The following is a 6,419-nucleotide window of genomic DNA, read 5'->3' on the forward strand; positions in this document are numbered from 1 at the left end:
CGGGAGGCCGGCGCCCCGCCGTCGGCCGACTACTCGACGATCAGCTCGACCGGGATGTTGCCACGGGTCGCCTTGGAGTAGGGGCAGACCTGGTGGGCCTGCTTGACCAGCAGCTCGCCGGTCTCGCCCTCGAGCGCCGCGGGCAGCTCGACGCGGAGCGTCACCGCCAGGCCGAAGCCGCCGTCCTCGTCCTTGCCGATGCCGACCTCGGCGGTCACCGAGATCTCACCGGTGTCGACCTTCGCCTGGCGCCCGACCAGGCCGAGGGCGCTCGAGAAGCACGCGGCGTATCCGGCCGCGAAGAGCTGCTCCGGGTTGGTGCCGTCGCCGCTGCCGCCCAGGGCGGCAGGGGCTGCCAGCGGAAGGTCCAGGCGGCCGTCGGAGCTGACGGCACGACCCTCTCGGCCGTTCGCGGTGGCTACAGCGGTGTACAGCGCGTTCATCGGAACCATCCCTGTGTCGTTGGGTCGGACAGGTGTAACTACAGCACACAATTCAATTGCACACAACTCGATTGCCCAATGGATAGGTACTCTGGACCCATGAAGACCACACCGGATGCCCCGACGAGCGAGGAATTCCTCCGCCTCGACCACCAGATCTGCTTCTCACTGCACGCGGCCTCACGCGCCTTCAACGGGGTCTACCGGACGGTCCTCAAGGATCTGGGGCTCACCTATCCCCAGTACCTGGTGATGCTGGTGCTCTGGGAGCACGGCGCTCTGCCCGTCAAGACGATCGGCGAACAGCTCCGCCTGGACTCCGGAACCCTCTCCCCCCTGCTCAAGCGACTGGAGGCGCTCGGCTGCGTGGAGCGCCGGCGCAGCGCCGAGGACGAGCGCTCCGTCACCGTGCACCCGACGGACAAGGGCATCGCTCTGCGGGAGCAGGCCGCGCTCGTCCCGCGCAGGATCGCCGCAGCCACCGGGCTCACGCTGGAGGAGATCGGCGACCTGCAGACCCGGCTGGCCTCGCTCACGGCCAAGCTGGACGGCGCCGACCTGGAGTACGACCCGACGAGGAGCTGCGCCGACGCGGACTGACGCCCCCGGGGTCACGCGCACACTCGCGCACTTTGTACGACGGGCATCGTAGTTTGACAGATGCCGTACTACGATGAGTATCGTACGAGCATCTACTTCGGCCCCGCCGTGAATGGAGACCGCCGTGAGCGCACTGTTCGAGCCGTACACCCTCCGGTCACTGACCGTCCCCAACCGCGTATGGATGGCGCCGATGTGCCAGTACAGCGCGGAGGTGTTCGGACCGGACGCCGGTGTCCCGAACGACTGGCACTTCGCTCACTACGCGGCCCGTGCGGCCGGCGGCACCGGCCTGATCCTCGTCGAGGCCACCGCGGTCTCCCCCGAGGGCCGCATCAGCCCCCAGGACCTGGGCATCTGGAACGACACCCAGGTCGCGGCCTTCCGCCGGATCACCCGTTTCCTCAAGGGCCAGGGCACCGTCCCGGGCATCCAGATCGCCCACGCCGGCCGCAAGGCCTCCACCGATCAGCCGTGGAAGGGCGGCGCGCCGGTGGGCCCCGACGCCCACGGCTGGCAGACGCTCGCGCCGAGCCCGGTCGCCTTCGACGAAGGGCACCCGGTGCCCGACGAGCTGACCACCGCTCAGATCGGCGAGATCGTGGGACGGTTCGCGGACGCCGCGCGGCGCGCACGCGAGGCGGGATTCGAGATCGTCGAGGTGCACGGTGCACACGGGTATCTGATCGGCGAGTTCCTCTCCCCGCACAGCAATCACCGCACCGACGAGTACGGCGGCTCGTTCGAGAACCGCACCCGCTTCGCGCTGGAAGTCGTCGACGCCGTACGGGCGGTGTGGCCCGCGGAGCTGCCGCTCTTCTTCCGCATCTCGGCGACCGACTGGCTCGAGGAGAACGGCTGGACGGCCGACGACACGGTGCGCTTCGCCGCCCTGCTCAAGGAACACGGCGTCGATCTCCTCGACGTCTCCTCCGGCGGCAACGCCGCGCGGGTACGGATCCCCGTCGGCCCCGGCTACCAGGTGCCCTTCGCCGCCCGCGTCAAGGCCGAGACGGGCCTGCCGGTGGCGGCCGTCGGCCTGATCACCGAGCCCGGGCAGGCCGAGAAGATCCTCTCCAACGGCGAGGCAGACGCGGTGCTCCTCGGCCGCGAGCTGCTGCGCAACCCGTCGTGGGCACGTCACGCAGCACGCGAGCTCGGCGGCGCGATCCGGATCCCGGACCAGTACCACCGTTCCGTCTGAGGACAGCCGGTCCACCGGCCGCCGGACCGAGAAGAACTGCCCGGCGGCCGATGAGTTCCGGCCACCCGTCCGGTCTGCCTTGTCGGGCTGTTCTCCCCGTCCCCCGACCCTGCCCACGGGCCGGTGTCGGCGGTCGGGTGCAGACTGGCCCGTATCCGTGACAAAGGCGTCCTGGAGGTGTCGGTGATGACCGACGTTCTGCTGGCTGTAGGCACACGCAAAGGGCTCTTCATCGGTCGCAGGCGCGACGGCCGGTGGGACTTCGACGGCCCGTGCTTCAACGCGCAGGCGGTGTATTCGATCGGAATCGACAAACGCCGCGGCACGCCACGGCTGCTCGTCGGCGGCGACAGCTCCCACTGGGGTCCGTCCGTGTTCCACTCCGACGACCTGGGGGCGACCTGGACCGAGCCGGCGAAGCCCGCGGTCAAGTTCCCGAAGGACACCGGGGCGTCCCTGGAGCGGGTCTGGCAGTTGCACCCTGCGGGTCCCGCCGCCCCGGACGTGGTGTACGCGGGGACGGAGCCGGCCGCGCTGTTCCGCTCCGAGGACGCCGGGGAGACCTTCGAGCTGGTGCGGCCGCTGTGGGAGCACCCCACCCGGTCGAAGTGGGTGCCGGGCGGCGGCGGTGAGGCCGTGCACACCGTGGTCACCGACCGCAGGGACGCGGACGCCGTGACGGTCGCCGTGTCCACCGCCGGGGTGTTCCGCAGCAGCGACGGCGGCGCCAGCTGGAATCCCTCCAACCAGGGCGTGTCGGCGGTCTTCCTGCCCGATCCGCACCCCGAGTTCGGCCAGTGCGTCCACAAGATCGCGCAGGACGCGGGCGATCTGGACCGGCTGTACCTCCAGAACCACTGGGGGGTGTACCGGAGCGACGACGCGGGCGCCAAGTGGACCGACATCGGCGAGGGCCTGCCGTCCGACTTCGGCTTCGCCGTCGCCGCGCATCCGCACCGCGCGGATGTGGCCTACGTCTTCCCCATCAACGCCGACGCGGACCGCGTCCCGGCCGGGCGCCGCTGCCGCGTCTATCGTACGAGTGACGCGGGCGCGAGCTGGGAGCCTCTCTCGGCCGGACTTCCCGGGGGCGACCACTACGGCACGGTGCTGCGCGACGCGATGTGCACCGACGACGCCGACCCGGCGGGGGTGTACTTCGGCAACAGGAACGGTGAGGTGTACGCGAGCGCGGACGACGGGGACAGCTGGCAGCAGCTCGCCTCCCATCTGCCGGATGTCCTCTGCGTCCGGGCGACGACCCTCGGCTGAGGGCCGGGTGACAGTGGATTGATCGCACCACTCGCTGCACCAGTAGAGTGACGCCCCGTGGCAGCACGACCCTTGAAAGAGATCGTAGAGCCGGGCTGGGCGGACGCCCTCGCGCCCGTGGCCGAACGCATCACCGCGATGGGCGGCTTCCTCCGCGCGGAGATCGCCGCGGGGCGCACCTATCTGCCGGCGGGAGCGCATGTACTGCGTGCCTTCCAGCAACCGTTCGACGAGGTGCGCGTCCTGATCGTCGGCCAGGATCCGTATCCGACCCCCGGGCACGCCGTCGGGCTGAGCTTCTCGGTGGCACCCGAGGTGCGGCCGCTGCCGGGCAGTCTGGAGAACATCTTCCGGGAGATGCACACGGACCTCGGGCTGCCCAGACCCTCCAACGGTGATCTCACACCGTGGACCCGGCAGGGGGTGCTGCTGCTCAACAGGGCCCTGACGACGGCTCCCCGTAAGCCTGCCGCGCACCGTGGCAAGGGCTGGGAGGAAGTGACCGAGCAGGCCATCCGGGCCCTGGTCGCCCGCGGCAAGCCGATGGTGTCGGTGCTGTGGGGGCGTGACGCGCGCAATCTGCGGCCGCTGCTCGGCGAGCTGCCCGCGATCGAGTCCGCCCATCCGTCGCCCATGTCGGCGGACCGTGGCTTCTTCGGCTCGCGCCCGTTCAGCAGGGCGAACGATCTGCTGGCCCGCCAGGGGGCACAGCCGGTCGACTGGCAGCTCCCGTGACCGTCGGCGGGGCACCGGGCGGGTGGGTGCTCGGCGTCGACTCCGGTGGCTCCGGCCTGCGGGTCGCCCTGGCGCTGGCCGGAGCGCCGACCGATGCCACGGCGACCGCGTCGCGGGAGCCGGTGCGCACCGGGCCGGGCGGCATCGACGCCGCGCATCTGCTGGAGCAGCTGCTGCCGATGGCGCGAGGGCTGCTCGAGCGGGCCGGCGCGACCGGCACCCCGCCGTCGGCCGTCGCCGCCCCGGCGCCACCTCTCGACGGCGGTTCCGCCCCCGCCTCGGGCACCGGCGACACCGGCGGGGAGCCGGGTCCGTCCGGGCTCGTCGCCGTCGCGGTCGGGGCCGCCGGCATGGTGACGCTCGGGGACGAGCTGCGTGCCGTGCTGCCCGGCGCGCTGGAAGCGGCCTTCGGGGTGCGCAGCGTGGCGCTCGCCGCCGATGCAGTGACCGCGTACGCGGGCGCGCTCGGCCAGCGCCCCGGGGCGGTCGTCGCGGCCGGCACGGGCATGATCGCGCTCGGTACGGATCTGACGAGCTGGCGCCGTGCGGACGGCTGGGGTCATCTGCTCGGCGACTGCGGCGGCGGAGCCTGGATCGGCCGCGCGGGCCTGGAAGCGGCGCTGCGCGCCCACGACGGGCGCACGGGAGGATCGGCCGCGCTGCTGGCCCGGCTCGAGGCGGTGTTCGGCCCGGCGGAAGAACTGCCGGGGCTGCTCTACCCCCGCTCCGACCGGCCGGCGCTGCTGGCCTCCTTCGCACCGGAGGTCTCCCGCTGCGCGGCGGACGACCCGGTCGCCGGAAGCATCCTCGCCGAAGCCGCGGACCACATCGCGGCGGCGGCCGCGGCCGTCTGCCCGCCGCCGTCGGCCGGGGAGTGCGAAGTCGCCCTGACCGGTGGCCTGTTCGCGATGGGCGACCCCCTTGTCGTACCACTGCGGGACGCCCTCGCACGGCAACTCCCGCACGCCCGGCCGGTGTCTCCGGCCGGCGATCCGCTCGCCGGCTCGCTGACACTCGCCGCCGCGCTCGCGACCGGATCGCTGACGCTGCCGACGGATCCGCGCATGCTCCGTCTGACGGCTCCATCCTCGGATCAGACCGGGACAGGCAGTAATTAGCGAACTCATCGGATAAATACGGACAGACGGCGCTCGACCGCCCCCTCCCCGAACAGCGACGACGACAAAACCAGTAGCATGCGGCGCCATGAGCTCCCCCACTGGGCCTGCATCCGGCCTGCCTGTACGAATGCCGCGACCCCGCCAGTCCGGGCGGCACCGCCGCCCGGAGCCCGTGGCGGCCCCCGAGGGCGCGCCCGCGCTCGTTCTCGCTGTGCCCGGGATCCCCACCTCCGCGATACGCGGCCTCGCCGAGGAAGTCGTCAGCATCGCCCGTTCCGAGCTGCCCGGCCTCGACGCCGCGATCGGCTACGTCGACGGTGACGACGCCGAGTACCCCACGCTGGGGAGCGTGCTCGCGCAGGCTGCCGCGCTGCGCACCGAACGGTACGAGCTGGCCAAGTCCGCGGGCCGTGAGGTCGCGGAGCCCGTGGGCCCCGCCTCCGTCGTGGTTCCGCTGCTGGCCGGCCCGGACGCCGCCCTGACCCGGCGGATTCGTCAGGCGGTCATGGACAGCCGCACGACCGCGGAACTGACCGATGTCCTCGGCCCGCACCCGCTGCTCGCCGAGGCCCTGCACGTACGGCTGTCGGAGGCCGGTCTGGCACGCGCCGACCGCGCCCGGCTGTTCACCGTCGCCACGGCTGCCGACGGCATCGTGCTGGCCACGGTCGGTGGCGACGAGGCCGTCCAGGCCGCGGGGATCACCGGAATGCTGCTGGCCGCGCGGCTCGCCGTGCCGGTGATGGCCGCCGCCCTGGACCAGGAGGGCGCGATCGCCGCGACCGCCGAGGAACTGCGCGCTTCCGGTTCCGGACAGCTCGCGCTGGCTCCGTACCTGGTCGGCCCCGAGCTGCCGGAGGGCCTGCTGGAGGCCGCCGCAGCGGAGGCGGCCTGCGCCGCGGCCGAGCCGCTGGGCGCGTACCCGGCGATCGGGAAGCTGGTGCTCGCCAAGTACACGACCGCGCTCGGCATCACGCCGCAGCCGCAGGGCGCTCAGTCCCACTGACCGGCTCCGCCGCCGCGTCCGCACAGACGGAAAGGGCC

7 protein-coding genes are annotated in these 6,419 nt (G+C 72.5%); 6 read left to right on the forward strand and 1 reads right to left on the reverse strand.

Annotated features, from left to right (window positions below; translation table 11 throughout):
* Window positions 1-29: 29 nt before the first annotated feature.
* Window positions 30-443, reverse strand: coding sequence for an organic hydroperoxide resistance protein (locus ACWGI8_RS36805; protein ID WP_453667787.1), 414 nt, complete (start codon window positions 441-443; stop codon window positions 30-32).
* A 99-nt stretch (window positions 444-542) separates the two neighbouring features.
* Here ACWGI8_RS36805 and ACWGI8_RS36810 point away from each other — a divergent pair, with 99 nt between their 5' ends.
* The 6 genes from ACWGI8_RS36810 to ACWGI8_RS36835 all read left to right on the forward strand — a co-directional run bounded on the left by ACWGI8_RS36810 (window position 543) and on the right by ACWGI8_RS36835 (window position 6,381).
* A complete protein-coding gene (locus tag ACWGI8_RS36810; RefSeq protein ID WP_453667788.1) occupies window positions 543-1,043 on the forward strand; it encodes a MarR family winged helix-turn-helix transcriptional regulator in 501 nt (166 codons plus the stop codon).
* 124 nt (window positions 1,044-1,167) lie between these two features.
* Window positions 1,168-2,247, forward strand: coding sequence for an NADH:flavin oxidoreductase/NADH oxidase (locus ACWGI8_RS36815; protein WP_453667789.1), 1,080 nt, complete (start codon window positions 1,168-1,170; stop codon window positions 2,245-2,247).
* Window positions 2,248-2,433: 186 nt separating this feature from the next.
* Window positions 2,434-3,519, forward strand: a complete 1,086-nt coding sequence (locus tag ACWGI8_RS36820; protein WP_453667790.1) for a WD40/YVTN/BNR-like repeat-containing protein — start codon at window positions 2,434-2,436, stop codon at window positions 3,517-3,519.
* 57 nt (window positions 3,520-3,576) lie between these two features.
* On the forward strand, window positions 3,577-4,254 hold the full coding sequence (locus ACWGI8_RS36825) for a uracil-DNA glycosylase (protein ID WP_453667791.1): 678 nt from the start codon (window positions 3,577-3,579) through the stop codon (window positions 4,252-4,254).
* A complete protein-coding gene (locus ACWGI8_RS36830) occupies window positions 4,251-5,372 on the forward strand; it encodes an N-acetylglucosamine kinase (protein WP_453667792.1) in 1,122 nt (373 codons plus the stop codon). Before ACWGI8_RS36825 ends, ACWGI8_RS36830 begins: the two co-directional genes overlap by 4 nt.
* Before the next feature lie 88 nt (window positions 5,373-5,460).
* On the forward strand, window positions 5,461-6,381 hold the full coding sequence (locus tag ACWGI8_RS36835) for a sirohydrochlorin chelatase (RefSeq protein ID WP_453667793.1): 921 nt from the start codon (window positions 5,461-5,463) through the stop codon (window positions 6,379-6,381).
* Window positions 6,382-6,419 lie beyond the last annotated feature (38 nt).

This window comes from Streptomyces sp. NPDC054841 (genome assembly GCF_053611045.1).

Coding starts and splice junctions, on each gene's coding strand:
- ACWGI8_RS36820 (WP_453667790.1), top strand. CDS start 2,434: ATGACCGACGTTCTGCTGGCTGTAGGCACACGCAAAGGGCTCTTCATC.
- ACWGI8_RS36805 (WP_453667787.1), bottom strand. CDS start 443: ATGAACGCGCTGTACACCGCTGTAGCCACCGCGAACGGCCGAGAGGGT.
- ACWGI8_RS36810 (WP_453667788.1), top strand. CDS start 543: ATGAAGACCACACCGGATGCCCCGACGAGCGAGGAATTCCTCCGCCTC.
- ACWGI8_RS36835 (WP_453667793.1), top strand. CDS start 5,461: ATGAGCTCCCCCACTGGGCCTGCATCCGGCCTGCCTGTACGAATGCCG.